Below are 25,496 nucleotides of genomic sequence, written 5' to 3' on the forward strand. Positions count from 1 at the left end.
GTTGGGCTGTTCGCCCATTAAAGCGGTACGCGAGCTGGGTTCAGAACGTCGTGAGACAGTTCGGTCCCTATCCGTCGCGGGCGCAGGAAATTTGAGAGGAGCTGTCCTTAGTACGAGAGGACCGGGATGGACGCACCGCTGGTGTACCAGTTGTCTCGCCAGAGGCATCGCTGGGTAGCTACGTGCGGACGGGATAAGTGCTGAAAGCATCTAAGCATGAAGCCCCCCTCAAGATGAGATTTCCCATTACGTAAGTAAGTAAGATCCCTTGAAGATGACGAGGTAGATAGGTTCGGGGTGGAAGTGTGGCGACACATGGAGCTGACGAATACTAATCGATCGAGGACTTAACCAATAAAAGCGCAGGCGCTCTCGAGCGTCTGACGCTGGAAGACAAGAATCAACCATATGGCGTGGTTTGTGGGTTACTTATACGAATAATATCTAGTTTTGAAGGAATGATTTCTTTCTACATTATACAGTCTGGTGGCATTAGCGAAGAGGTCACACCCGTTCCCATCCCGAACACGGCAGTTAAGCTCTTCAGCGCCGATGGTAGTTGGGGGTTTCCCCCTGTGAGAGCAGGACGCCGCCAGGCAACAAGAAGAACAGCGACAGCTGTTCTTCTTTTTTTTAATTAAAGATTAGAGGTGTAACTATAATGGAAATAAGTAAATTTATGAAACAAGCAATAGACTTAGCAAGAGAAAACGTAAAGATAAAACATGGAAGACCCTTTGGAGCAGTAATTGTAAAGCATGGAGAAGTCATTGCAACAGGTGTTAATGATATCTTAGAAACCCATGATCCTACTGCTCATGCTGAGATCCAAGCTATTCGCAAAGCTTCTCAATACTTGCAGACAGCACAGCTTACGGGATGTGAATTATATGCGAGTGGTCAACCTTGTCCTATGTGCTTAAGTGCCATACACTTGTCAGGAGTGAAGGCTGTTTATTTTGCTTATTCTAATGAACAAGCTACGGAATTCGGGTTATCTACAGCCCATCTATATGAGCAAATGGCGCTCCCTATTGAAAAGCAATCCTTATTGATTAGGCAAATAGAGAATACTACAGATTCTGAACATCCTTATGAATTATGGGATAATATAAAAAGAGTAAAATAACAGTAACACAATAATACTTGTTTTATTGTGTTACCTTAGGAGTACCAAGTAAGTGGCAGAGCCACCAATTTTTATTGGTGGTTCTTTGTTCAGGAGTGATTGCTACTGTCTTTTTTCAAAGCAGCAAATATAGTAAGTGGAAATATGCAAAAGTTAGCTTTTGTCTAAGAAATGCAATCATTGGAATTTCTTTTTGCATAGGAAAGTACATTCATACAGTAAATTGGTATGCTTAGGATCCCATCCCTATCCTATAAATTGTGTTAATTCTCGATTCAATTTTTCATGTTCTTCCCACATCAAACCGTGACCGCTATTTTCGAACGGAACAAGCTTGGAATTTTTAATTTCTTTATTTTGTGCTACAGCAAGTGGGTACAAACAAACCTTGTCATGAACACCGTGAAGAATGATCGTTGGAACATGTATTTGTCTAAGATCAGAGAATAAGCTTTCGTCTCTAAACGAAGTGGCAACTGCTGCGGTAGACCAGCCGGCTGCCTGTAATCCCATTTGGAGGAACCATTGGGAGAAAGGCTGCGTTATATGCTGGAAGAAAAATTCGCCTTCAAAATCTTGAAGCATTTTAGGACGGTCAATGTACGTATTCTGAATGATGTTCGTGACCGCTTCTTTTGGAAGTCCGGACGGAAAATCAGGGCGTATCGTCAAGCTGGGCGCTGCAGCTGCGATTAAGGCAAGTTTAGACACCCCATACCCGTTATGACGTGCCATATATCGCACGGAAATCGCTCCACCTACAGAGTGACCTGCGAGCGTGAAGTTTTGTAAATGAAGCTGATCCACCACTGCCCGCACATCATCGGCTAGCCGATCGTAGGAGTAGCCGCTCGATGGTTTGTCCGAGTTGCCGAATCCTCTCAAATCCATGCCGATACAGCGATAGCCGAGAGAAGGCAAGTGATTAAACTGGTATTCAAACAGCTGATGGTTTGCTGGCCAGCCGTGTATAAATAAGATTGTTTTCTCACTTTCCCGATTCACATCTTCTACATAAATATTTACATCTGGTTCTACTCTTAAATAATACCCCACTGCAATTCCCCCTTAAAAAATTATCACTTAGAAGGTTATTCAATTTGGTTAAGGCAAATAACTTTTCCGGAAAAAATGTTTTCTTGTTATCATTCGATTAACCTTGTACAACAAAAAGTGATTGAAGACAAAACGACTGCATCCGATTGTTTTCGCAATCAGAATTTCTTGTTCTTTGTTTGGGTAGACACGAAATTTATACGCCTTGTTAAAGATCATTGATTTTCACCTCCTTCTCCGTGTATTATTTTAATGCACAAGGAGGGTTTTTTAATGTCACAAGTTTTAAACATGCGTTATCCGAAAGAATTATTAAAGCGTATTGATGAGTTTAAAGAAAAGAAGGGTTTTACAACTCGTACTCAAACAATTATTTATCTCATTCAATATGCGCTCGAACATTCGGACAATCGAGATAGTTAAAACAATCCCTTGTCCGAAGGCGGTTCATCTCCTCCCTACACATTCCTTAAGGAAGGGGTATTCTCGCCTAAAACTGATAAATGGAAGGGTGATGGGTGCGATGGAGATGAAGATTATGATCATTGAGGATGATCTGGCAATTGCCCGACAGATGGAGATACGGTTTGGGCAATGGTCGTTTCAAACAGTGTTGCCGGTGTCTTTTCATGATGTGATGGCGACGTTTATAAAGGAAGAACCGCATCTGGTTATTGTAGACATACAGCTGCCTGCATTTGATGGCTTTCATTGGTGTCGGGAAATTCGGGCGGTGTCGACGGTTCCGGTTCTGTTTTTGTCATCGAGGGATCATCCGATGGACATGGTGATGGCGATGCAAATGGGTGCGGATGATTACATACAGAAGCCGTTTCATATGGATGTGCTTGTCGCGAAAGTGCAGGCGCTGCTCCGACGAGTATATGCATACGGTGATGAGCCGGCGGATGCGCTGCAGTGGAACGGGGCGGTGATTGATTTGAAAAAAGGAATGATCCGTCATGATGGAGAAGAGGTGGATTTAACGAAAAATGAATTGTTTATTTTAACGGTGCTCGTCGATTCACGTGACAGCATTGTTTCAAGAGAAACAGTAATCAAGAAACTTTGGGATGATGCACAGTTTGTCAATGACAATACGTTGACGGTGAACGTAACGAGATTGCGGCAAAAGCTGGCGGGCATTGGGTTGGAAGGATCGATTGTCACGAAAAAAGGGCAGGGCTATATGGCTGTGACTCTGTCATGATTAAGCTGTTTTTAAAGGATCGGATGAGCTGGATTTTCTTTTTTATCTTATGGATTGCGGCAGGAGATGCTCTTATTTTGCTTGATGATGGGATTGTCATTGAAACGGAATCACTCGTGTACTGGAATGGGTTTCAGCTAATGTTGTTTTTTCTTTTTTTGACATGGCGCTATATAGTCGAAATGGCCTTTTTCCGCTCGTTAATGACGATGCAGACGCATGAGGTGCGCGACTGGAATGAAGCAGTACCGGAAGCCCATTCGGGAGTGGAAGATATTGCACGGGAAGCCATTCTCCATGCATCCCGCTCCTTGCAGACACAGCTGTCCCAATTGAAAGCGGAGCAGGCGGATCATCTTGATTACGTCACGTCCTGGGTGCACGAAGTAAAGACACCGCTGACGGCGATGAAATTAATTCTGGAAGAGAAGCCGGAACTAGATGATGTACTTGATCAATGGATCCGCATTCATGCACTCGTCGATCAGCAGTTGCACGTGGCCCGCTTGGCGGAATTGCAGCGGGATTTTATGATAAAAGACGTTGCATTGCAGTCGATGGTCGTGCCGGAAATACAGGATCTCGCAAAATGGTGCATCGAAAAAAATATTGAAATTAATTTAATTGGTGTGGATAAAATCGTCACAACTGACCCGAAGTGGTGTCGTTTTTTAATCAGGCAAGTTCTCTCGAATGCAGTGAAATACAGCCTAGTTGACGGAACGATTCATATCGAAGGTGTGAACAACAAAGACGGGCAGATCTCGCTTCGCATCACAGATGAAGGCCGCGGAATCAATCCCGCCGATTTGCCAAGAGTGTTTGAAAAAGGGTTTACCGGTGATGCGGGCCGGAAATCGAATGCGGCGACCGGACTCGGGCTGTACTTGGCGGCTGTGGTGGCGGAAAAATTAGGTCACCGTATTCACATTGAATCTAAAAAGGGGACGACTGTGACGATTACCTATTTCCCAAGAAATCCTTTCGACGAAGTGACAAAAATGTAACATTCACTCCCTGTTTTGTCATGTGAATCGAACGACTGGGAGTACAGTCGCGGTGTACGATGAAAATAGAAAAAAAACAGGGAGGCACATGATGAACATTTTAGAGGCAAAACAGGTGCGAAAATCATTTGGATCGAGAAATCAGGTGTATCAAGTGTTAAAAGGCATTGATCTCAACGTACGCGCGGGAGAATTTGTCGGCATTATGGGGCCGTCGGGTGCTGGGAAAACGACACTCTTAAATGTGCTGGCATCGATTGATCGGCCGACAGAAGGTGTGATCGAAATCGGCGGCTCGGACATTGCGCGTATGAAAGACCGTGATTTGTCCAATTTTCGCCGTGAGAAACTCGGTTTTATTTTTCAAGATTATAATTTGTTGGATACGTTAACGGTGAAAGAAAATATTTTATTGCCACTGTCGCTCGGAAAGCAAAACCGAATGGAGTCAGAACGGCGGTTCGTTGATATTGCGAAAGCGCTAGGCATTACGGAACTGTCGGATAAATACCCGAATGAAATTTCCGGCGGCCAAAAGCAGCGGACATCGGCAGCGCGGGCGCTTATTAACAATCCATCGCTTGTTTTCGCGGATGAGCCGACTGGTGCACTTGATTCGAAGTCAGCGTCATCGCTTCTTGGTAATCTGGAAGGAATTAACCGGGAACGGAATGTGACGATTATGATGGTCACCCATGATCCGGTCGCATCAAGCTATTGCAGCCGAGTGGTATTTTTAAAAGATGGGCAATTGTATACGGAATTATATCGCGGCGATAAAGAGCGGAAAGATTTCTTCGGGAACATTATGCGTGTGCAAAGTGCGCTCGGGGGTGACGGCTATGACACTGTTTGATCTCGTCCGGCGAAGCATGCGGAAAAATATTAAGCATTATTATTTGTACTTCTTCTCGTTTATTTTTAGCGTTATGCTGTATTTCGTATTTGCGACGCTGCAGCATGATGAGTCGGTCATAAAAGGAGCGGAGTTGTCGCTTCGCTTAGATCAGTCTTTTAAAGTGGCTGCGTATTTGTTGTTGGCAATTGTTGCGGTGTTTGTTTTGTACGCCAATTCAATTTTCTTAAAACGGCGCAGCAATGAAATCGGTATATACCAGTTGATTGGGCTGACAAGAGGCGGAGTCGCCCGCATGCTTATGATCGAAAATATGTTGCTTGGCATAGGCGCGCTTTTAGTCGGGATTGCGACAGGTATCATCGTTTCGCGCGGATTTTTGCTTTTGCTCGTCAAGCTGATGGGAAAAGAAGCATTTATAGAATTATCGATTTCCATTCCAGCAATTATGCAAACAGCTATCGTTTTTATTGTTCTCGTGGCCGTGACATCTCTTCAATCATTGCGGGTTGTGTATAAAAGCACATTGATTGATTTGTTTACAGCAAGACGGACAACCGAATTGCCAAAACAACCGGGTAAAATTAGTCAGTTGCTATTTGGTGTGCTCGGCATTGTGTTTATTGTATTTGGCTACTGGTATTCAGGGCGTATGGTGAACAGCTATTTTATTTTAAATGCCTTTATCGTGCTCGCTGCGACGATTTTCGGTACATTTTTCTTTTTCCGTGCAACGGTCGGATGGCTTCTCCATTTATGGAGAAAACGAAAAGATGGCCACTTGGCGTTTCGTGATACGCTTTCCACTGCAGCGATTATGCACCGGATGAAAAGCAATGCGCGTTCATTGACACTTATTACAACGTTGTCTGCCATGACACTAGGCATGATCGGTGTCGCGTATTCCCTTTATTACTCTGTTGAAAATTCGACGCGCGGCATGTTTCCATACGATTTTGCTTTTCAAAATCAAGCAGAATTCGCTTCTTCATTTGAAAAAGAATTAACGGCAGTGGGCATCTCTTTTGAACAGAAAGAACTCGCCTCTGTGGAACTTCCTGTCGATGTAGCAAAGTTGCCTAGTCAGGCGAGCGCTTATTGGGCTGATTTAAAAGCATCTGTTTTTTCAAATGATTCACTTGAGCAGGCAGGGATGACAATTGTAGATCCGGCAGGCGGTGCTGTTTTATTTGATTCATTTGCCAATAGTGACATGTTTGGATCGAATGTCGGATATGATGTCACGCTTAAAATGCCGGATAATGAGCTGGATATTACGATTAAAGAAGTCGAAGAAAACCTTGCAATGAATACCGATACAAGCTTTTATCAGCTGGCAGTTGACCGCACTACGTATGAAAAATTAGAGTCAGGTGCACAAGAAGTACCATACTTGGTGTTCACACTTGAGCAAGAAGAAGACAGTAAAGAAGCGACAGCCATTTATAAAAAAGTAGTGCCGGAAAAGGAACAGCGGGTTGTTTACTATGATATGCTGGCACAGCAATTTGAAGCGAATGGATTGATGATCTTCATTACCGGTTTTCTCGGTCTTGTCTTTCTGTTAACAACAGGCAGCATTCTTTATTTCCGCCAGATGACAGAAGCCGAACAGGAAAGACAGACGTTCCGCACACTGCGTCAGCTCGGTTTTTCTATTCCAGATATGATGAACAGCATCATATGGAAGCAGCTGTTTATTTTCGGATTACCGCTCGCAATCGGTATTCTGCACGGCATTTTTGCGATTAAATCAGCATCATCTTTCTTATTTTCGACAAGCATTTTATTGCCGGCAACAGTTGCTTTTATCGTATACGCTGCTATTTATGCTATTTTCGCGGCGTTTACGATTGGCTACTACCGGAAAATAATGAAAGAAGTTTTATAAGTGCAGAGGCACCTTCAAAAGAATTCTTTTGAAGGTGCTTTTTGTATTGAACAATCATTGAAAGGTTTTGTATCTTAACAGTAATATAATGTAGAAATCATTTTCTGTTTGGAAATAGAAACTGAGTTTTTGAAATAGAGAGAATTTGACTGGGAAATCAGTACAGTGGAATAATGTGGACAAATAGAGAAGGGAAAGTAATATTTTTCTTGCTGATACGTTCGCAGTGATCCTCTACTGAATACGGATGTTAATATAATGATTGAATAATTGGAAAAAAACAGGGCAAACTAGTAAAAAAAGAAAAGGGGGGATTTCGTATGCCGAAAATTGTCTCGGTCAGCACGTTTCATCCACCGCATGAACTTATGCAGGGGAAGGTGATGGACTTTGTACGGGAATTGTTTCAAGAAGACTTTCAAGATATCGAACGACTGCTGCCTGTCTTTCAAAACGGCCAAATTAAGAAGCGCCATTTATCCATGCCTCTTGAATGGTTTCGTCATGAACATAGTCTAAAGGAACGGAATGATTTATATATTAAATTAGCGACACAATATGGAGTAAAAGCAGTGGAGAGCTGTTTAAAAGACGATCGTTTTTTACAAAAACCAGTGTCCTTTGGAGAGATCGATGCTATTTTCTTCATCTCCAGCTCCGGTATGGCAACACCCGGGATTGAAGCAAGAATTATGAACCGGCTGCCATTTTCAGCGGATACAAAGAGGATTCCCATCTGGGGTCTTGGCTGTGCGGGAGGGGCAGCGGGTGTCAGCCGTGCGCATGAATACTGCCTGGCGTTCCCAAAAGCGAAAGTGCTCGTTCTTTCGGTCGAATTATGCAGCTTAACTTTTCAACGAAACGATCGTTCCAAAAGTAATCTGATTGGCACATCATTGTTCGCAGACGGTGTTGCCTGTGTACTCATCGCCGGTGATGACGCGGATGTGAAGACAAAGTGGCTTACGCCATCCATTTTGCGTACGGAATCAAAACTAATGCCTGATTCGGAAGATGTGATGGGATGGGATATGAAAGACAGCGGTCTTCATGTTATTTTTTCACGTGATATCCCGTCGATCATTCGCAGTTGGCTCGGTGGGTTTGTTGAGACGTTTTTACAAAAGCAGAATCTTTCTATCGATAAAATCGAGCATTTTGTTGCCCATCCAGGCGGCAAAAAAGTGCTCGATGCGTATGAGGATACACTTCATCTAACAAAAGAGAAAACAGTACACGCTTGGGACGTACTATCTGAATTCGGTAACATGTCTTCACCAACTGTTTTATATGTGCTTGAACGCTTTATGTTAGATGAGGTGAGGAAAGGGGATTATGGATTGATGGCAGCACTTGGCCCGGGGTTTTGCGGAGAATTAGTTCTTCTGGAATGGGGGAAGGAAACATGACACTGTTCTTATTCGTAATCACTGTAGTGTGTCTGCAGCGGCTTGTCGAACTTGTTGTTGCAAAACGAAATGAAAAGTGGATGCGTGAACGGGGAGCCTATGAAGTTGGTGGGGGGCATTATCCGTTGATTGTTTCTCTTCATGTAGGCTTTTTCGTTAGCTTAGCAGCTGAAGTGATCTTGTTGGAAAGATCCATAAGCGAATGGTGGCCGGTATGGATGTCCCTTTTCTTACTTGCGCAGGCTGGCAGAGTGTGGAGTCTCGCTTCTCTCGGCCGTTTCTGGAATACGAAAATTATTATTTTACCAGGTGCGCACGTTGTAAAGCGGGGACCTTACCAGTGGATCCGGCACCCGAATTATACCATTGTTGCTGCTGAAATTCTTGTTTTGCCACTTCTGTTTCAAGCGTACTATACAGCCATTATCTTTTCAGTGCTGAACATGATGGTACTATCAATCCGGATTAAGGTCGAAGAAAAAGCACTCATTGAAGCAACAGATTACAATAAAGTGTTTAAAACAGACTGACGACGAAGGAGCAGCAATTAGGGAGGATTTTATGAGCGTTTCAGCTGGAAGGTAAAGAATAATATAAGATGTCTGTCTCCATGGTGTGCTAGTTGTACTTTGGAAACAGGCATTTTCTTCTATCTTCAAATGCTGTATGATGGAAAAACCAGATAAATAGATTGGTAGGGGAAAAATGTGAGAGAGTCTGTTTTGGAAAAGCAGCAAGTACACAGCCGTTCGAAACGCGTATGGATGGCACTGCTGCTCGGTTCGTTGTCAGCGTTCGGTCCATTGTCGATTGATATGTATTTGCCGTCATTGCCGATTTTAGCAAATGATTTGCAGACAACAGCGTCGATAGCCCAGCTTAGTTTGACTGCTTTTTTAATCGGTCTTGCAGCGGGTCAGCTTGTGATGGGGCCGCTCAGTGATGTGCAGGGGAGACGGAAGCCACTTCTAGCAGGCCTTGTCGTATTCGCGATTGCGTCTATGTTATGTATGATTGTGCCTTCGATCTGGGGATTAATTGCGATGCGGTTCGTGCAGGGTGCGTCTGCTGCAGCTGGAATCGTTATCGCACGTGCAGTTGTACGTGATATGTATGATGGGCCGGAATTGACAAAGTTTTTTGCGCTTTTAATGTTAATTAACGGTGTTGCACCAATTGCCGCACCGGTTGTCGGCGGACAGCTATTGGAATTTGTTTCGTGGCACGGCATTTTCGGTGTGCTTGCGGCCATTGGTATCATTATGGTCATGGCTGTCTTTTTTGGGATGCCGGAAACGCTTCGGGACGACCGGAAATCAGCGGGCGGATTAAAAAATACGCTTGTGACATTTAAAACATTGCTCGTTGATAAAGTATTTATGGGTTATTGTCTGGCCCAAGGGTTTGTCATGGGAGGAATGTTCGCGTACATTTCAGGTTCACCGTTTGTTCTGCAAGACTATTTCGGCTTGTCGCCGCAAGAGTTTAGTTTATGTTTTGCAGCAAATGGTGTCGGAATTATTCTTGCATCGCAAGTAACTGGGCGCCTCGCGGGGAAAGTGAAAGAATCCGTGCTGCTCGTATTTGGTTTATCGATGGCACTTGGCGGAAGCAGTATGATGTTTTTAATGCTTCTTATGAAAGCTCATTTAATAGCTGTATTAATTCCGTTATTTTTCTCTGTCGCAAGCGTTGGTGTTGTAGCGACAGCATGTTTTTCTCTGGCGATGCAAGGAAAAGAAAAAACGGCTGGTGCTGCGTCTGCACTGCTCGGTTTAATGCCATACATTTTCGGTGCCACGGTTGCACCGCTTGTCGGCATTGCTGGTGGCGGAACACCGCTCCCGATGGGGATGATTATGGTATCGTGTCATCTGGCAGCTATTGCATCATACTTTTTACTGTGCCGGCGAAGAACTTAAAAGGAGGCTAAAGGTTTACAATAAAAAGATAAATGCTTGTTAGGAAGAGGTATATATAGTGGGGAAAAGAATAACGGTTTACTTTGTAGGTTTAATCATCACTGCACTAGGAATTGCGCTTGTTGTTCATTCTGATGTAGGAGCGGGTCCGTGGGATGCTGTGGCGGTTGGATTAAAACTTCATTTCGGATTGACGATTGGCATGTGGTCGATTATTGCACAAGGGTGTGTTGTGCTCATTACTGCCATTATCGAGCGGGCGAGATTTCAGTTCGAATCGATCTTGGCGATTATGCTGCGGAGCTGGTTTCTCGATCTCTGGTTTTATGTCATCTTAAATGATATAAATTTTACTTCATCCCCTGTGATACAATGGATGACATTTGCGTTAGGTGTTTTTGCAGTCGGACTTGGTATCGGTATTTATGTTGAAGCAAAACTGCCGAAAACACCGCTTGATGGATTGATGCTCGCGCTTAGCATTGCGTTTGGCTGGAGTCTTAGCACAGCGAGAATTTTGATTGAATTGACAGGTGTCGCGATCGGATTTTTACTGGGTGGACCAGTTGGCATTGGCACAGTCATCATTGCGTTGACGCTTGGCCGAATTATCTCGGTTGTAAATCGTAGTATGAAAAAACACATTGTCATGCCGGGTGTATCTACATAAAAAAGGGGCTGTATCATATGCGGATAATACCATCAATAGTATCTCGAGGTTGTCTTTTTGCTCTTCCTTTTTATAAAAAGATTGGGCGAGTGTGTTTTCCACGTCGACCGCTTCTGTAATCGTCATCGGTTCGGCCCTTTTTGTTTATCCGGAAATGTGTAATGGGAAATTTCATTTACAAGTACGTCTCCGTCAGGTTGAATCCAGGTTCGAATGTTTACTTCATCCATAGAATAAGAGCGGGCGTGAACAGATGGTGCAAATAAAAAGAGAAAAAGAACGAAAAACGCGAGTTGTTTTTTTCAATAGAAGTCGCCTCCTTATACAAGATGTTACGATTGTTTAGAAAGAAAAGATTCATAGAGCAGGAAAAATAATGAAAAAGACTCACCGCTCATCGAATCGCGGCGAGTCTTTCGTATACTTGTGACAACGTATTGATTCCTAATTTTTGTAGTTTATCAATATAGACAGCCCATAAAGCGGCGGTGAGCCGGGCATCACCAAGTGCATGGTGGCGTCCAGTGACGGTAATTTGATTATGTGTACAGCAGTCTTCCAGCCGGACATACGGGTTATCCGGTTCAGCAATACGGTACATGAATGACGTGTCGATGAGCCGGTGAGAAAAAGGGGTGCGAAAGTATTTTCGGCTTGCGTGCTGCATAAATGCTTTTTCATGGCTTGCATGATGGGCAACGAGCGGAGACGCTCCACTAAATTTGAAAAATTGTTCCAGCGCATTAGCCGGCTCCGGTGCATTTTTTAATTCTGCTTCATCAAGACCGGTCAGTTCTTTAATAGAAGGAGGAAGAATCTTTTCGTAACGAACGGGCGAATAGTATTCATCTTCTACTTGACAGCCGGTCACTTTCACGGCACCAATGGACAAGATTTGATCACCTTTATCGGGGTGAAAGCCGGTTGTTTCCAGATCAAAGACAATCACTTGCAATTCATCAAGTGGAATCGAAGTCGTCTCCTTCGTTCGCAAATCCCGCTGTAAGCTACGCATAAATGCTATATCCTGCCGGCCGCCCTGTAAACCGGTAAATCGGTTGCCGCTCAAATTTTTCATAAAATCGTTAAATCCCATGGTTGATCATCCTTTTTCTACAAGTCGCTGCACGTAATGATGAAGTGCCTCTGCCGTTTTTAAAATGTGACGCAGTTCTTTTTTTCGGATCGGTCCGAGCGTGTCGATATGAATGTAATGAGAGCTGTCATAATCGGGTGCATTTTTGAGCGCACGAAGTCGAAAGTCCAGTAGCATCCGGTACGCCTCTTCACATTCTTCCATCCGGCTTGCATGTGCAGAAATTTGTTTTAATGCTTTCATTCTCATCAATGTCGAGGAAGGTTCGATTCCTTCTTTGACAGCTAGCACACGGATCGCATTGACATACGGGAAAAATGCCGCCTGTTTTAAATTGAGTGCACCTGTATGTTGACCGTTTTGTTCAGTGAAAATCTGTCCGAACAGCCCAACGGATTTTTTCATATATTGAATGTTTTCGAAAAAACGTTTCAATAAATACCGATCGTTTTTTAACAGTGTTGAAATTTGTTTTTTAAATGAAGAAATATATGTTTTCTCCCCGTAGAGCACCCGCGCATCGCATATCATATGAAGCGAGCGAATCGTATCAAGTGTTTCCTCTTCGATCCATGAATGAATCTGCGTTTCCCATCCTTCAATCGATCGGCACCAGACTGGGTTCGAACTCATGACTTTGCCATCGCAGTACGGATAGCCTACCTCGTATAAACCATCTGAAAACGTTTGGCCGAGAGTTAGAAAATAATCCGCCGCATCATTTGTATGAAGTTCATATATCATGCCGTGATCTTGATCGCTGAGTGTTCCTTGTTCACACCGACCAGCACTGCCGAGTAAAAATAATGTGAATAGGCAAGGCGGAGCACCGTTTGTTTCTTCATGCTTTTGCAAGGCCGTTAAAAATACCTTCATCATAATCGCATCGTGAAATGCATTTAACCGCTGTGTTGAATGAAGGTATTGCTCCATGCTTGAGTCTTTTGCAAGGCGGATGTCTGCGTATGTGTGGGCACGCGTCGTCATACCTAAACACATCCTTTTTAACTAATAATACGCAAAGCGGAGTCGCTTTGCGCATGAATTATATTATTTTTCTCCTGATATAGTTTGATTTGTATGATCAGCAAATACTTCTGGATAGCCGTAGCTGCCGTGTTCACTCATATCAAGGCCCATAATTTCCTCTTCTTCTGAAACTCGGAGTCCGCCAAGTGCTTTCTTGATGGCGAAAAGAATAATGAATGACGCTGCGAAAGCGAAAGCGCCGCTGACGAATACACCCATTGCCTGTACACCGAGCTGTGTGAAACCACCGCCGTAGAAAAGCCCAGGCCGACCGATCGTTGCAAGTTCTGGTGTAGCGAAGAGACCAGTGGATAATGTACCCCAAATACCAGGAATACCATGAACAGAAAGGGCGAAAATGGGATCATCAATGCCCATTTTTTCGATCAAACGTGCACTGTAGAATACGAGTACACCGGCGATTAAACCGATAACGACCGCTGCCCATGTGTCAACGAATGCACATGACGCGGTAATCGAAACAAGTCCTGCTAGTGCGCCGTTTAAAATGGTTGGAATATCGGACTTGCCAAGAACAACCCATGAAATAATCAATGCTGAAACAGCAGCGGCACCCGCCGCGAGGTTCGTGTTCAGTGCAACGTATCCGAAAAAACCGCCATCGACTGATAATGTGCTGCCTGCGTTAAAACCGAACCAGCCAAACCAGAGAATAAGGACGCCAAGTGATGTGAAGACCTGATTGTGACCGTGAATTGCATTAGCAGAACCGTCTTTATTAAAACGGCCAATACGTGGTTTAAGCAAAATCGTTGCGGCAAGTGCAGCCATCGCACCTGTTAAATGTACGACGGTCGAGCCAGCAAAATCTTGTTTGCCGTGCTCAGCCAACCAACCGCCGCCCCAGATCCAGTGAGCGATAACTGGATAAACGAGTGCTGAAAATAAAATTGTGAAGAGGACGTATACAGAGAGCTTCGCACGTTCCGCGAAACCGCCGAGCGCAATTGTGACCGCGATCCCTGCGAATGCCATCTGGAATAAGAAGAAGACGGAGGATGATAAATTCATATCTTCAAGTTCATAACCGGAATAAAAGAAGTTCGATAATCCGATGAAAAAGTTTGCGTTATCTCCAAAGATGAAAGCAAATCCGACAGCCCAGAAAACGAGGCAGGCAAGACCGAATGTAAAAACAGTTTTGCCAGCAATGTGTCCGGCATTTTTCATGCGCGTTGACCCCGCCTCCAGCATAATGAACCCGGCAGCCATAAAAATAACTAAAATGGCACTAAGCATAACCCACAGACTGTTCATTAAATACAACATATCATCCATTTTCAACATCTCCCTAAACGTTATTTTTAATAACTATATTATGTTATGTTTTGTAACATGTACTTATGATATGTGGGAAGTAAAGATTAGTCAATAGTTTTCTGAACATTTTTAAAATTAATGTTATAAAAAGTGACATATAAAAGGACGGGATTATTTAAAGTGGTTTTAAATGTAGAAAGATTCTCTGGAAAGCATTATTTCCTAGGGAAGTTTTTGTATTATCCTTCAAATGAAAACGTAAGTATAAAGGGAATAAGAAAAACTCTTCCAGGCCGATTCTTATATGGTACACTTGGAATGGAATTGGAAAATGACGATCGTGTATTTTGTTCATCATTGTGGAAATAGAAAGGTAACCATACTGGCCGCCTATTTTATTATGAGCCGGCAGAAAGGGGTTTGGGAATGAGCTGGTTTGGGGGAAGCTATGAAGAGTATGACTTCAATATGTTTTCAGCGAGTCATTTTACTGTGCTAGCCATTTTAATAATAATTGTCGGTTGTCTCTATATTTTTAAAGAACGGCTGAAGTCATCAAAATGGAGAAAAGCTGAAATAGGGACAGCTGTTTTCTTGATATTGCTTGAAATGATGTATCACGTCTGGATGATAGTGAATGGCAACTGGCAGCTCAGCCATGCTATTCCACTAGAACTGTGCAGCATTAGCTTGTTCCTAGCTATTATTTTATTAATTAGTGAAAAGAAACTAGTGTATGAAATTTTGCTGTTTACAGGATTGCTCGGTGCATCGCAGGCGCTTTTTACGCCGTACTTAAATTATGACTTTCCGCATTTTCGCTTTTTTCATTTTTTTATGACGCATCTGCTTATTTTCTGCATCCCGCTTTATTTTACGTGGGTAAAGGGATATAGACCATCCATTTATTCTGTTGGTAAAACGATGTTGTTTTTAAACATATTGATGCCGTTTGTGATGATCGTGAACTGGCTCACAGGCGGCAATTATTTGTACCTGAGCCATAAGCCCAAAAGCACAAGCTTGCTTGATCTGCTCGGCCCCTATCCGTGGTATATCGTCTCACTAGAGTTGCTCGCGTTCAGTTTAAGCATTATTATCTGGCTGTTGTTACGACAAAGAGAAAGAAGTTTGCCGGTGGAGAAACCGTTCCGCCGCCGTGCTTGAAAAGAGCGGGAATATATTTACCCCGCTCTTTCGTATACTCTTTGCTTTTGCGGCATTAAAAAGAAAAAGACGCCGAGCAGGACGAGGCAACCGCCAGTAATTTGCCAGCCGGTGAGACGTTCGCCGAGCAGGAGAACGGCAAGCAATGTGGCGCCCACGGGTTCTCCGAGGATGCTCATTGAAATGGTTGTCGCATTGACGTAGTTTAGAAGCCAGTTATTAATGACATGAGCTACTGTCGGGACGATGGCGAGCAATAGAAAAATGCCCCATTCCCGCGTGTCATAGCCGCCAAATGCCACTCCCGTCCCCAGGTTATACGCAATTAAGAAAATAGATGCAAAGGCAAATACGCAAAAGCTATAAATCCAGTGCGAGACTTTTCGGACGATACTTTGTCCGATTAATAAGTAACCGACAACCGCAATGACACTTAAAAAGGATAAAATATCTCCTAAAATCGCCTCGCTGCTTAAGCCCAAATCGCCCCATCCGATCATAACAGCACCGATGATGGCGATGCCCATCGTTATGAAGGAAGCGGCCGTTGTACGTTCCTTAAACAGAAAAAAGCCTCCGATAAGAGAGATAATCGGCTGCAGGGTCAAAATGATGGTCGAACTTGCGACCGTTGTCAGCTTCAGAGAACCGAACCAAAGAACAAAATGTAGAGCGAGGAAGAGGCCAGAGAAACATAATAAAAGCGAGTCTTTTTTTGTGATTTTTCGAAAGTCTGTACGCTTTGTCCAGACGATCGGTACTAAAAACAAACTTGCTAGACACATACGGTACATACTCAAAATAGAAGCAGGTGCGTCTGACCATTTGACGAATATGGCTGAAAACGATATCGCAATAATCGCAATCGTAAGTGGTAGTATGATGGAACGCTGCATGTGTTTTCCTTCTTTCATTTCATGTTAAAAACAACCTAATCTATTATGAGTGTTTCTTGACAAAATTGCTACTAAAAATAATGATAAAAGAGACGTATTGACGGAAAGAAGGCTTTCATTTGAACATATACATACTCGTCGGAATCGGCGGCATGATCGGAGCAGTTTTGCGGTATAGCGTCAGCATATTAACGGCTTTATGGTGGAGCGGCTCATTTCCGGTTGCGACACTTTTAGCTAATTACATAGGCTGTTTTTTATTGCCATTTCTCTCGTTCAAACTAAAAGGTGTGGTATCAACGGATGTACAAAAAGCGGTCACAGCAGGTATGATTGGTTCTTTTACAACGTTTTCCGCATTTAGTGTTGAAACGATTGTGTTGTTTGAATCTGGCAACATATTCGAAGGATGGCTGTATCTTTTTTTAAGTATTATAGGTGGACTCGTTTTTGTGCGGCTCGGTGATAGAAAGGAGCGCCTGATATGATTTTCGTTGCGATAGGTGGTTTTTTTGGGGCAATCGCACGATTTTGGCTTGGAAATCATTTGAATAAAGGATCATTTCCGTATGGAACGTTGTTTGTGAATGTCAGTGGTGCCTTTTTGTTTGGTCTGTTGATTGGGAGCGGGATAGAAGGGGACAGGCTGCTTCTATGTGGAACAGGTTTCCTCGGTGCCTTTACGACGTTTTCAACGTGGATGTTGGAAGCGGATAAAATGGAAATGAAAAAAGCGGGTTTTTATATTACGTTAACATGTGCAGCCGGATTTTTCGGCTCATGGATCGGTTTGTAAGACAGTATAAAGGAAAGAAAAACGTATGCTGTGCTATACTTTCTATGTAAAGTAAACGATAGAAGGGATGTAGGGAAATGCAATTTGTTACGTTAAATAATGGAGTTAAAATGCCACAGCTTGGATACGGTGTATATAAGGTAGGAGACGGGGAAGCGACGCCAGCTGTTTTGAAAGCCATTGAGGCAGGCTACCGTTCAATCGATACGGCAGCCTTTTATGGAAACGAACGTGGTGTAGGCAAGGCGGTACGGGAATGCGGTGTACCACGTGAAGAGTTATTCATTACAACAAAAGTGTGGAATAGTGATCAAGGTTATGAGAAGACGCTGAAATCTTTTGATGAAAGCATGGAGAAGCTTGGTCTTGATTATCTTGATTTGTATTTGATTCACTGGCCGATGCCAACTGAAGATACATATGTAGATACGTACAAAGCGCTTGAAAAATTATACGCAGACGGACGTGTGAAAGCAATTGGTGTATGTAATTTTAATATTGATCATTTGCAGCGTCTATTGAATGAGTGTGAAGTGAAGCCCGTTTTGAATCAGATCGAATGCCATCCGTACCTTGTTCAAAAAGAGCTGAAAGCATTTTGTCAGGAGAATGATATATATGTGGAATCATGGGGTCCGCTTATGCGGGGTGGCGCTATTTTTGAAAACGAAGCAGTGCAGTCGATTGCAAAAAAACACGGCAAAACACCAGCGCAGGTTATTTTACGTTGGCATTTGCAAAACGACTCAATTGTCATTCCGAAATCCGTGACACCATCACGAATTGAAGAAAACATCGATGTCTTCGGATTTGAATTGACGCAGGGAGATATGGATCAAATTACCGCTCTTGACCGCGGTGAGCGAACAGGCCCAGTGCCCGCTGAATTTAATGGTAAGTAAAGAAGGCTGCCGGAAGAAATTCCGGCAGCCTTTTCATGATTGAAAAGCCGTTATTATTCACGCTTATTGGAATTTGGTCACATTCGAGTGATATGACGGTGCTTACTAAAATGTTCTCGCGTTCAAACACTGTCCCGTTCGATTAATTTATACGCTATTTCACGATGTGAAACAGTATCCTCTGAAATGGCTAGTTGAAAAGCGATTATTCCGAGCTGCTTCAGGGGAAGTTCGATCGTCGTGATGCCGAGCGGTGAGGCGATAGCATGATTGTCAAATCCAACGACGGCCACGTCTTCCGGCACATTAAAGCCTAATCGCTTACACTCTAGTATAAATCCCGCCGCAACAAAATCATTCGTGATCAGCATGGCAGGAGGAGGTTCATCAAGTGCTGCCCATTCACCAGCGACACGTGTGCCATCTTCAATCGTCAATGCTTGATCAAAAATCCACTTATCTTGCACATACCCGAATGTTTCTTCATACGCTTTTTTACGAGCTTGACTGCTTTTTCCGTCCGTTCGGAAGACTGTGTAACCAATTTTTGAATGCCCTCTTTCAATAAAAAAAGAAATAGCTTCTTTAAACGCTTCATATTGATTTACAAAAACAGATGACATCTGTTCACTGGAACTCGCTTCGCACAATACGATATTTCCATATGCACTGTAGTCTTCCACCAGTTCAATCGGACACTCCCGCGATGTAATGATAATCCCGTCTACCTGCTTTAATTTCAGCATGTTAAGTGCGCCAATTTCTTGAGCGATGTCATAATTCGTTTGCACAATCATTAATTTAAAGCCGCTTTTTTCAGCAGCGGATGCTATGCCATTTAAAATGGTTCCGAAGTAAGGATGGCTTACAAATGGCAAAATGACGCCGATTGTCTCCGTTTTTCCACGTGATAAATGAACGGCATTAATATTTTTTTCGTAGTGAAGCTGTTCGGCAGCGTTGAGTACTGCCAGTCTTTTTCCTTCACTTACATAAGGATGGTTATTCAACACGCGCGAAACTGTAGCAGTTGACACCCCGGCGATCCGGGCAATATCGTGAATATTCCCCATTGTCATCCCTCTTTTTTAAAAAAGTGCTTGCTCTGAAATGCGTTTCATACTTTACAGTTTAAAAAACAAAAGAGGGAGTGGCAAATATGTTGGGGATTTTTATGTTGCTAGTACTTAGTGTAGTTGAAGTAATAGTGGCCAGGGCTGCATTGAAAGCAGGCGGAGAAGAAGTTAAAATACAGCAATTTGAGGGATTTTTCGAAAGGGAACACAAATCATAATTATCACACACCGGTTGAGTGAAGCTGTTTTTTAATAACTACTTGCAAAAAGAGTTATCCTCGCATATAATTAGTAATTATAAAATTAATAATTAGTAGGAGAGAGCCAATGAACGATTACGATTCCTCAAAATATCGAACACCGGACGGTTATACAGCAGATATTGCAGTTTTCACGATTCTGTCCGAAAAAAAAGAAGAAAAAGCACCGCCGGATATGACGCTTCATATGATGCTCATTCAGCGTGCTGAAACAGACAGTGAAGGCAATCCGAATTTCGAAGGAGGCAAATGGGCGATTCCAGGCGGCTTCATTCAGATGGATGAAACTGGAATACAAGCTGCTGCCCGAGAGTTAGTGGAAGAAACAGGTGTTGAAGGACTTCACATTCGTCATTTTGGTGTCTATGATAAACCAGGACGTGACCCGCGCGGTTGGATTATTTCGAATGCGTTTTATGCCATTGTACCAGAATCAGCACTTGCCAGTCGGCGAGCCGCTGATGATGCAGCGGACGTTCAATTGTTTAGCATCGAAGACGTATTGAAACTGGATTTGGCGTTTGATCACCGCGATATTATTACGGATGCACTGACCATGATCCGTTCGGAAATGATCCGAACAACGACGGCGAAGAACTTTTTACCAGAAGAGTTTACGCTCTCTGAATTGCAGCGGGTGCTGTTGACGGTAACAAATGATCCGAAGATTGCCTCCGATCCGGTCTTTTTCACGAGAGCACCGAAACTGCCATTTATTGAATTGGTGCTGGATGAATCGGGACAGCCGAAAAAAACGACGCGCCATTCGTACCGGCCGTCACGTCTTTACACATTTAATCAAATTGATATGATCGAATCCATTTATGGATGAAAAATGAAGGGATGGGTTTCAAATGAAACGAGCGCTTCTCAATATTGATTACACATATGATTTTGTTGCCCCAGACGGGAAATTGACGTGCGGGGAAGCGGGCCAGGCGTTGGAAGGTGAAATTGTCAGGCTGACGGAACAGTTTGTCGGAGACGGGGATTACGTTGTCTTTGCGGTGGATGTTCATGATGAAAATGATCCGTATCATCCAGAAACAACGTTATTTCCCCCGCATAACATTCGCGGTACAACAGGGCGCAGCCTATATGGAAAGCTGCAAGATGTGTATGAGAAAAATCAAGACCGTGACAACGTGTATTATATGGACAAAACACGCTACTCAGCTTTTGCGGGTACCGATCTTAATATGAAGTTGCGTGCAAGAGGGATTACGGAAGTACATCTTGTCGGAGTCTGCACGGATATTTGCATCTTGCATACAGCAGTTGATGCGTACAACAAAGGATACGGAATTGTGATTCATGAACAGGCCGTTGCCTCATTTAACGAAGCGGGCCACACTTGGGCACTTGGTCATTTTACAAATACGCTCGGGGCGAAAAAGGGGGAATAATGAATGAAAACGTACATGGATGATAGTTTAATGCTGCATACAGATTTATATCAAATTAATATGGCGGAAACGTACTGGCGTGACGGCATACATGACCGCAATTCCGTATTTGATATTTATTTTCGGAAACTGCCTTTCCGTAATGGATACGGGGTGTTTGCTGGTCTTGAACGAGTAATATCGTTAATTGAGCAGTTTGGTTTTACAGAAAGCGACATTAATTATTTACGTTCAACAGGTTATCAGGAAGACTATCTTGAATTTTTAGGAAATATGACATTCACCGGTACGATCCGATCAATGCGTGAAGGGGAAATTGTATTTGGCAATGAACCGATGATGCGCATTGAAGCACCGCTTGCGCAGGCACAACTGCTTGAAACGCTGCTTTTGAATGTCATTAATTATCAAACGCTTATTGCGACAAAAGCATCTCGCATGATGCAAGTGATAGGGAATGGAACGGCGAGTGAATTTGGCACAAGACGAGCGCATGAAACAGAGGCCGCGGTGTGGGGAGCTCGTGCTGCGTATATTACGGGTTTTGCTGGCACGAGCAATGTTCGTGCGGGTAAATTATTTGGGATTCCAGTATCCGGGACACATGCTCACGCAATGGTACAGGCCTATCAGGATGAATATGTGGCATTTACGAAATATGCCGAAACACACCGCGATTGCGTGTTCCTCGTTGATACGTATGATACACTGCGCTCTGGTGTACCGAATGCGATCCGTGTAGCAAAAGAATTTGGCAATAAAATTAACTTTAAAGGTATCCGGCTTGACAGTGGCGACCTTGCCTATTTATCAAAAAAGGCAAGGAAAATGTTGGATGAGGCAGGATTCCCAGATACGCAAATTATGGCATCCAATGATCTTGATGAAGAAACGATTATGAGTTTGGGCGCCCAAGGAGCAAAAATTGACGGCTGGGGAATTGGTACGAAGCTCATTACTGCATTTGACCAGCCTGCGCTTGGCGCTGTATTTAAACTCGTCTCAATTGAAAATAAGCAAGGTGAAATGGTCGATACGATTAAAATTTCTGGTAATCCAGAAAAAGTGACGACACCAGGTAAAAAGAATGTCTATCGCATCATTAACAACGCCAGTGGCCGAGCAGAAGGCGATTACATCGCGTTAGAAAATGAAGATCCGCAAAAGGAAGAAAAACTAAAAATGTTTCATCCACTACACACGTATATTAGTAAATTTGTAACAAACTTTACGGCTCGCAATTTACATGAAGATATTTTCCTCAATGGGAAACGGGTGTATGAGCTACCGTCGCTTGAAGATATTCGTCAGCACGTTAAAAAAGGTTTGGATGTTTTTTGGGATGAATATAAGCGTCCTGATAATCCGGAGCAATATCCGGTCGATTTAAGTCCGGCATGCTGGGATCATAAAATGCGCAAAATTGAAGAAATGCTGCCGCAGTCAGCAAGATAAGAAGAGGCTGCTCGAAGTTAGTTATTCACTGATTTCGGGCAGCTTCTTCTATTCATTTGAAAAGAGTAATGAAGACTTGCTTTTACTGATTTTCATCATAGTGAATCATTCATTCGTTTCGATCAAAATAGCTTGCAGGCCATACAGAATGATAGGGTATTTATGCTCTTTGTCGAATATAGATAAGCTGTAAGGCGAAAAGAGTGGAGGATAGATATGACGATTATTGAACTGAACGGGCTTACAAAATATTACGGGAAAAACCGTGGAATTGAAGATGTTACATTTTCAGTGGAGGAAGGAGAGATTTTCGGTTTTATCGGACCGAATGGCGCTGGAAAGAGTACAGCGATCCGGACTCTGCTCAATTTGATTTATCCGACAAAAGGAAGTGCGATGATTATGGGGCGTGATGTTGTGAAAGACTCACAGAAAATACGAAAGTTCACCGGTTATTTGCCATCTGAAGTGCATTATTATGAAGAAATGAAAGTGAAAGAGTTATTTGCGTATTCTGGCGGATTTTATAAAAAAGACTGCGCCCGAAACGCATCGTATTTAGCTGAGAGGCTGGAGCTTGACAAAAGCCAGAAAATTGAAGATTTGTCATTCGGCAACCGGAAAAAAGTCGGCATTGTTCAAGCGATGCTGCACGATCCGAGGGTGCTTATTTTAGATGAACCAACTTCGGGCCTTGATCCACTTATGCAAAACGTCTTTTTTGACCTGCTCAGGGAAGCGAGAGACAAGGGGGCGACGATATTCTTTTCTTCTCACTATTTAAGCGAAGTGCAGAAATTATGTGACCGTGTGGCCATTATAAAAGAAGGACGCCTCATTAAAGTTGAAAATATGGAAGACATCCGTACAAATCAATTTAAAAATGTCTCACTACTTTTTCATGATGCAAGCAAAGCAAATGTGAACATCGATGGAATGTTGCAGAAAGAACGCATCCCGCATGGCATCCGCTTTTTATACAGTGGATCAAGCCGGGCGCTGCTCGATCAATTGAAAACTGTGCCATTTGATGACATTCTCATTGAAGAACCTTCGCTTGAAGAAGTGTTTATTCACTATTATGAGAAAGGCGGCGTGGAATCATGATTTATAAGCGTGAAGTGAAACAAGCACAGAAAGCATTATGGATCTGGATCATTGCGCTCGGTGGCATGTCATTTTTAATTATGAGCGTGTATCCGCAGTTTGCGGCGAATAAAGAGCAACTAGACGATGTGATGAAACTATATCCGGAAGCGATGTTAAAAGCATTTAATATGGACTCGCTTGGCTTTGATACGCCACTTGGATTTTACGCGATTGAAGGATATTTGTTTGTCACATTGTTCGGCAGTATTTACGCGGCAATGATGGCAGGGAGCATGATCGTAAAAGAGGAGAGCGAGAAAACAGTTGAGTTTTTGCTGTCAAAACCGGTCAGTAGAGGACGGATTGTAGCAGAAAAAGCACTCGCTGTTTTCACGAATTTACTTTTGTTCAACATTGTTCTTTCTTTAATCAACTATGCCGGATTCCGCTATGCGGGGGACGAAGCAATTGATATGAAGATCTTCTTCATGATCTCGCTTGCGCCATTCTTGCTTCATTTGACGTTTGCGGCGATCGCGTTTGCGATCTCGGCGATTATGCGAAAAAGCCGGGCAGTCACATCGATTTCACTGGCGATTGTGCTTCTTTCGTACTTTTTCGATATCGTGCAGAGTATTGCAGAGAAATTCGAGCCGCTGAAATATGTGACGCCGTTTGAATACGTGGATTCAGCTTACATTATCGAACATACGGCTATCAAGCCGCTGTATGTTAGTCTTATGGCCGGTATTGTCGTCATATGCGTTTTGGTTGCCTACGCCGTTTATAAACGAAAAGATTTATCGGTTTAAAGGCGGCTATATGCTTCGTCATCACAAATAATAAACAATCGGGCATCGTTTGGAATTGGTTCATCGAGTTTGGACATAAGAGATAAGTCTTGATGATTCGCGACGAGAAGGATACCTTTTTTAGCGAGTGCATTTTTCGCCTCACGATATGTCGTCCAGTCCGACTGTTTCGGAATATGATACAAATCATGTCCGTCGTTGCATGTCAGCTGACGAATAATTTCGCTCGAACCATTAAATAGAATGGAGCGTGCAGCGAGATGGGCTGCTGTATCATTCGGTGTAATAAATTCTTCTACATTAGCATGAGTAAACGCGCTGATATGTTTAGAATCAGCCACTTCGCAGATCGTATATATGTTTTGATCATGTTTTTTCGCCGTTGCTTCCAGTGTGGAAGCAATAAGCAACGTTAATCCATCGGCCGCTGATGAGTTGCGTGCGTCATCCGGTGAAAAAATCATCACCGATTTTGCTTGTAATAAATTGGCCTGCATTAATGTTGATTCTGCTGCCGGTGCGCCTTTTACGAAATCAACACGTTCATGTAGAAAAGGCGTTTTTTCGGTCACTTCGTCAATAATAACAGCATGAATGTCAGGGAAAGATTCAAGCAATTCGTTTAACGCAATCTGCGCCCGGTTCGTCCAGTTAATAAGTAAAATATGATTTTCGCGTGTAATTTGCAATCGGCCTTCCTCCTTCATCCGTTTTCGCACGCTCAATGTGTCAATAACTTTGCCGATCAATACCGTCATCAAGCCGATGCCAATGACATATAGAAACATCGCAAATAGTTTGCCAGGTACTGTAGCCGGGAATACATCCCCATAGCCAACCGTTACGACCGTTGTCATTGTCCACCATAATCCTTCAAATGGTGAGACAAATGTTTCCGGTTCGACATAATACATAAAAAAACTGCTGAACAAAATAAGTGTGGACGTGGTGAAAAATAATGTCCAATTGCTCATATGAACAGCTTTAAAAAACAATTTGCGGAAGAAAATCATGAAGTTTTCACCTCCAAATATTTCATGTGCTAATTAGCCTTTTTCTCCAAAGAACAGCCAATTTCCTT

General features: G+C 43.1%; 27 protein-coding genes, 1 rRNA gene, 1 pseudogene and 1 other annotated feature. Of the genes and pseudogenes, 21 read left to right on the forward strand and 8 right to left on the reverse strand.

The window, feature by feature from the left end; translation table 11 throughout:
• The first annotated feature begins 81 nt into the window (after positions 1–81).
• Positions 82–343, forward strand: a sequence feature (23S ribosomal RNA rRNA prediction is too short).
• Between the two features lie 139 nt (positions 344–482).
• Both rrf and A3M5_RS0119000 read left to right on the forward strand, forming a co-directional pair.
• Positions 483–598, forward strand: a 5S ribosomal RNA gene (gene rrf, locus A3M5_RS0118995).
• Positions 599–661: 63 nt separating this feature from the next.
• Positions 662–1,129, forward strand: coding sequence for a nucleoside deaminase (locus A3M5_RS0119000; protein ID WP_018395363.1), 468 nt, complete (start codon positions 662–664; stop codon positions 1,127–1,129).
• A 246-nt stretch (positions 1,130–1,375) separates the two neighbouring features.
• On the opposite strand, the gene A3M5_RS0119005 is transcribed toward A3M5_RS0119000, so the two are convergent.
• A complete protein-coding gene (locus tag A3M5_RS0119005) occupies positions 1,376–2,185 on the reverse strand; it encodes an alpha/beta fold hydrolase (RefSeq protein WP_018395364.1) in 810 nt (269 codons plus the stop codon).
• Between the two features lie 111 nt (positions 2,186–2,296).
• Positions 2,297–2,404 (reverse strand): annotated as a pseudogene (locus A3M5_RS26240) (helix-turn-helix domain-containing protein); the annotation flags it as partial.
• A gap of 54 nt (positions 2,405–2,458) precedes the next feature.
• On the opposite strand from A3M5_RS26240, the gene A3M5_RS25850 reads away from it, so the two are divergent.
• The 9 genes from A3M5_RS25850 (at position 2,459) to A3M5_RS0119055 (ending at position 11,150) form a co-directional block, all read left to right on the forward strand.
• Positions 2,459–2,608, forward strand: coding sequence for a ribbon-helix-helix domain-containing protein (locus A3M5_RS25850; RefSeq protein WP_018395366.1), 150 nt, complete (start codon positions 2,459–2,461; stop codon positions 2,606–2,608).
• 100 nt (positions 2,609–2,708) lie between these two features.
• A complete protein-coding gene (locus tag A3M5_RS0119020; RefSeq protein ID WP_026221822.1) occupies positions 2,709–3,395 on the forward strand; it encodes a response regulator transcription factor in 687 nt (228 codons plus the stop codon).
• Positions 3,392–4,402 (forward strand): sensor histidine kinase, encoded by a 1,011-nt coding sequence (locus tag A3M5_RS0119025; RefSeq protein WP_018395368.1) that lies wholly within the window; start codon positions 3,392–3,394, stop codon positions 4,400–4,402. The genes A3M5_RS0119020 and A3M5_RS0119025 overlap by 4 nt, the downstream gene beginning before the upstream one ends.
• Before the next feature lie 91 nt (positions 4,403–4,493).
• Positions 4,494–5,258: an ABC transporter ATP-binding protein gene (locus tag A3M5_RS0119030; RefSeq protein WP_018395369.1), complete on the forward strand. Its 765-nt coding sequence runs from the start codon at positions 4,494–4,496 to the stop codon at positions 5,256–5,258.
• Positions 5,245–7,149 (forward strand): ABC transporter permease, encoded by a 1,905-nt coding sequence (locus tag A3M5_RS0119035; RefSeq protein ID WP_018395370.1) that lies wholly within the window; start codon positions 5,245–5,247, stop codon positions 7,147–7,149. The genes A3M5_RS0119030 and A3M5_RS0119035 overlap by 14 nt, the downstream gene beginning before the upstream one ends.
• Positions 7,150–7,469: 320 nt before the next feature.
• The gene (locus A3M5_RS0119040; protein WP_018395371.1) at positions 7,470–8,558 is read left to right on the forward strand and encodes a type III polyketide synthase; all 1,089 of its coding nucleotides are present in this window, start codon (positions 7,470–7,472) and stop codon (positions 8,556–8,558) included.
• Positions 8,555–9,088 carry an isoprenylcysteine carboxyl methyltransferase family protein gene (locus tag A3M5_RS0119045; RefSeq protein ID WP_018395372.1) on the forward strand — a complete coding sequence of 178 codons (534 nt, stop codon included), beginning with the start codon at positions 8,555–8,557 and terminating at the stop codon, positions 9,086–9,088. Before A3M5_RS0119040 ends, A3M5_RS0119045 begins: the two co-directional genes overlap by 4 nt.
• Positions 9,089–9,322: 234 nt before the next feature.
• Complete coding sequence (locus A3M5_RS0119050; RefSeq protein WP_051080886.1) at positions 9,323–10,480, forward strand: multidrug effflux MFS transporter; 1,158 nt, start codon at positions 9,323–9,325, stop codon at positions 10,478–10,480.
• 58 nt (positions 10,481–10,538) lie between these two features.
• Positions 10,539–11,150 (forward strand): YczE/YyaS/YitT family protein, encoded by a 612-nt coding sequence (locus A3M5_RS0119055; protein ID WP_018395374.1) that lies wholly within the window; start codon positions 10,539–10,541, stop codon positions 11,148–11,150.
• Between the two features lie 394 nt (positions 11,151–11,544).
• Here the strand turns inward: A3M5_RS0119055 and A3M5_RS0119060 are convergent, their stop codons facing one another.
• The 3 genes from A3M5_RS0119060 to A3M5_RS0119070 all read right to left on the reverse strand — a co-directional run bounded on the left by A3M5_RS0119060 (position 11,545) and on the right by A3M5_RS0119070 (position 14,574).
• Positions 11,545–12,246, reverse strand: coding sequence for an exonuclease domain-containing protein (locus A3M5_RS0119060; protein WP_018395375.1), 702 nt, complete (start codon positions 12,244–12,246; stop codon positions 11,545–11,547).
• A gap of 6 nt (positions 12,247–12,252) precedes the next feature.
• Entirely contained in the window at positions 12,253–13,233 is a 981-nt protein-coding gene (locus A3M5_RS0119065) for a DUF294 nucleotidyltransferase-like domain-containing protein (RefSeq protein ID WP_018395376.1), read from the reverse strand.
• 63 nt (positions 13,234–13,296) lie between these two features.
• A complete protein-coding gene (locus A3M5_RS0119070) occupies positions 13,297–14,574 on the reverse strand; it encodes an ammonium transporter (protein WP_018395377.1) in 1,278 nt (425 codons plus the stop codon).
• Positions 14,575–14,982: 408 nt separating this feature from the next.
• On the opposite strand from A3M5_RS0119070, the gene A3M5_RS0119075 reads away from it, so the two are divergent.
• Positions 14,983–15,723, forward strand: coding sequence for a YwaF family protein (locus tag A3M5_RS0119075; protein ID WP_018395378.1), 741 nt, complete (start codon positions 14,983–14,985; stop codon positions 15,721–15,723).
• A gap of 17 nt (positions 15,724–15,740) precedes the next feature.
• Here A3M5_RS0119075 and A3M5_RS0119080 read toward each other — a convergent pair whose 3' ends face one another.
• Positions 15,741–16,619, reverse strand: coding sequence for a DMT family transporter (locus A3M5_RS0119080; protein WP_018395379.1), 879 nt, complete (start codon positions 16,617–16,619; stop codon positions 15,741–15,743).
• Between the two features lie 119 nt (positions 16,620–16,738).
• Between A3M5_RS0119080 and crcB the strand changes: the two genes are divergently transcribed.
• From crcB to A3M5_RS0119095, 3 genes are all read left to right on the forward strand, one after another.
• The gene (gene crcB, locus A3M5_RS0119085) at positions 16,739–17,107 is read left to right on the forward strand and encodes a fluoride efflux transporter CrcB (RefSeq protein ID WP_018395380.1); all 369 of its coding nucleotides are present in this window, start codon (positions 16,739–16,741) and stop codon (positions 17,105–17,107) included.
• On the forward strand, positions 17,104–17,415 hold the full coding sequence (locus A3M5_RS0119090; RefSeq protein WP_018395381.1) for a fluoride efflux transporter FluC: 312 nt from the start codon (positions 17,104–17,106) through the stop codon (positions 17,413–17,415). Before crcB ends, A3M5_RS0119090 begins: the two co-directional genes overlap by 4 nt.
• 77 nt (positions 17,416–17,492) lie before the next feature.
• The gene (locus A3M5_RS0119095; RefSeq protein ID WP_018395382.1) at positions 17,493–18,317 is read left to right on the forward strand and encodes an aldo/keto reductase; all 825 of its coding nucleotides are present in this window, start codon (positions 17,493–17,495) and stop codon (positions 18,315–18,317) included.
• A gap of 122 nt (positions 18,318–18,439) precedes the next feature.
• Here the strand turns inward: A3M5_RS0119095 and A3M5_RS0119100 are convergent, their stop codons facing one another.
• Positions 18,440–19,390, reverse strand: a complete 951-nt coding sequence (locus A3M5_RS0119100) for a LacI family DNA-binding transcriptional regulator (protein ID WP_018395383.1) — start codon at positions 19,388–19,390, stop codon at positions 18,440–18,442.
• Between the two features lie 86 nt (positions 19,391–19,476).
• Here A3M5_RS0119100 and A3M5_RS26515 point away from each other — a divergent pair, with 86 nt between their 5' ends.
• From A3M5_RS26515 to A3M5_RS0119130, 6 genes are all read left to right on the forward strand, one after another.
• Positions 19,477–19,611, forward strand: a complete 135-nt coding sequence (locus tag A3M5_RS26515; RefSeq protein WP_018395384.1) for a hypothetical protein — start codon at positions 19,477–19,479, stop codon at positions 19,609–19,611.
• A 109-nt stretch (positions 19,612–19,720) separates the two neighbouring features.
• Positions 19,721–20,485 carry an NUDIX domain-containing protein gene (locus tag A3M5_RS0119110; protein ID WP_018395385.1) on the forward strand — a complete coding sequence of 255 codons (765 nt, stop codon included), beginning with the start codon at positions 19,721–19,723 and terminating at the stop codon, positions 20,483–20,485.
• Positions 20,486–20,507: 22 nt separating this feature from the next.
• Positions 20,508–21,059 (forward strand): cysteine hydrolase family protein, encoded by a 552-nt coding sequence (locus A3M5_RS0119115; RefSeq protein WP_018395386.1) that lies wholly within the window; start codon positions 20,508–20,510, stop codon positions 21,057–21,059.
• A gap of 3 nt (positions 21,060–21,062) precedes the next feature.
• Positions 21,063–22,514 carry a nicotinate phosphoribosyltransferase gene (locus tag A3M5_RS0119120; RefSeq protein ID WP_018395387.1) on the forward strand — a complete coding sequence of 484 codons (1,452 nt, stop codon included), beginning with the start codon at positions 21,063–21,065 and terminating at the stop codon, positions 22,512–22,514.
• Between the two features lie 216 nt (positions 22,515–22,730).
• Complete coding sequence (locus A3M5_RS0119125; RefSeq protein ID WP_018395388.1) at positions 22,731–23,621, forward strand: ABC transporter ATP-binding protein; 891 nt, start codon at positions 22,731–22,733, stop codon at positions 23,619–23,621.
• Positions 23,618–24,415, forward strand: a complete 798-nt coding sequence (locus tag A3M5_RS0119130) for a DUF2705 family protein (RefSeq protein WP_018395389.1) — start codon at positions 23,618–23,620, stop codon at positions 24,413–24,415. The genes A3M5_RS0119125 and A3M5_RS0119130 overlap by 4 nt, the downstream gene beginning before the upstream one ends.
• Here A3M5_RS0119130 and A3M5_RS0119135 read toward each other — a convergent pair.
• Entirely contained in the window at positions 24,412–25,428 is a 1,017-nt protein-coding gene (locus A3M5_RS0119135; RefSeq protein WP_018395390.1) for a potassium channel family protein, read from the reverse strand. The two genes, A3M5_RS0119130 and A3M5_RS0119135, sit on opposite strands and share 4 nt — an antisense overlap.
• Positions 25,429–25,496: the final 68 nt, after the last annotated feature.

It is taken from the genome of Bacillus sp. 37MA, from assembly GCF_000372765.1.
In the GTDB taxonomy this organism is placed as follows: domain Bacteria; phylum Bacillota; class Bacilli; order Bacillales; family Domibacillaceae; genus Domibacillus; species Domibacillus aminovorans.